This window comes from Aequoribacter sp., assembly GCF_965659035.1.
Lineage (GTDB): Bacteria > Pseudomonadota > Gammaproteobacteria > Pseudomonadales > Halieaceae > Aequoribacter.
The window spans coordinates 1-248 of sequence record NZ_CBFHWH010000179.1; the positions used below are offsets into that span (position 1 = coordinate 1).

The 248-nt window shown below is 52.4% G+C and carries 1 protein-coding gene; it reads left to right on the forward strand.

All coding sequences use genetic code 11. The features are described 5' to 3' along the window. Positions 1–248, forward strand: a 248-nt coding sequence (locus ACTF5Z_RS12200; protein WP_438985872.1) for an enoyl-CoA hydratase/isomerase family protein, incomplete at both ends; no start/stop codon positions are given.

Consider the following 248-nt stretch of genomic DNA (forward strand, 5'->3'; position numbering starts at 1 on the left):
CTGACTTGCGCGGTGTCGTGTTCGCCTCTGCCAAGAAAGTATTTTTTGCCGGTGGTGATTTAAATGATTTGGTCAAAGTTCAGCCTGAAGAGGTCGAACAATTCTTTCAAGGCCTGCAAGCGACCAAGGCAGTGCTGCGACGTATCGAAAAGCTACCCGTACCCGTAGCCGCGGCTATTAACGGCGCGGCCTTGGGCGGTGGTTTTGAAATCGCCCTTTGCTGTAACTACCGTGTGGCCTGGAATGAT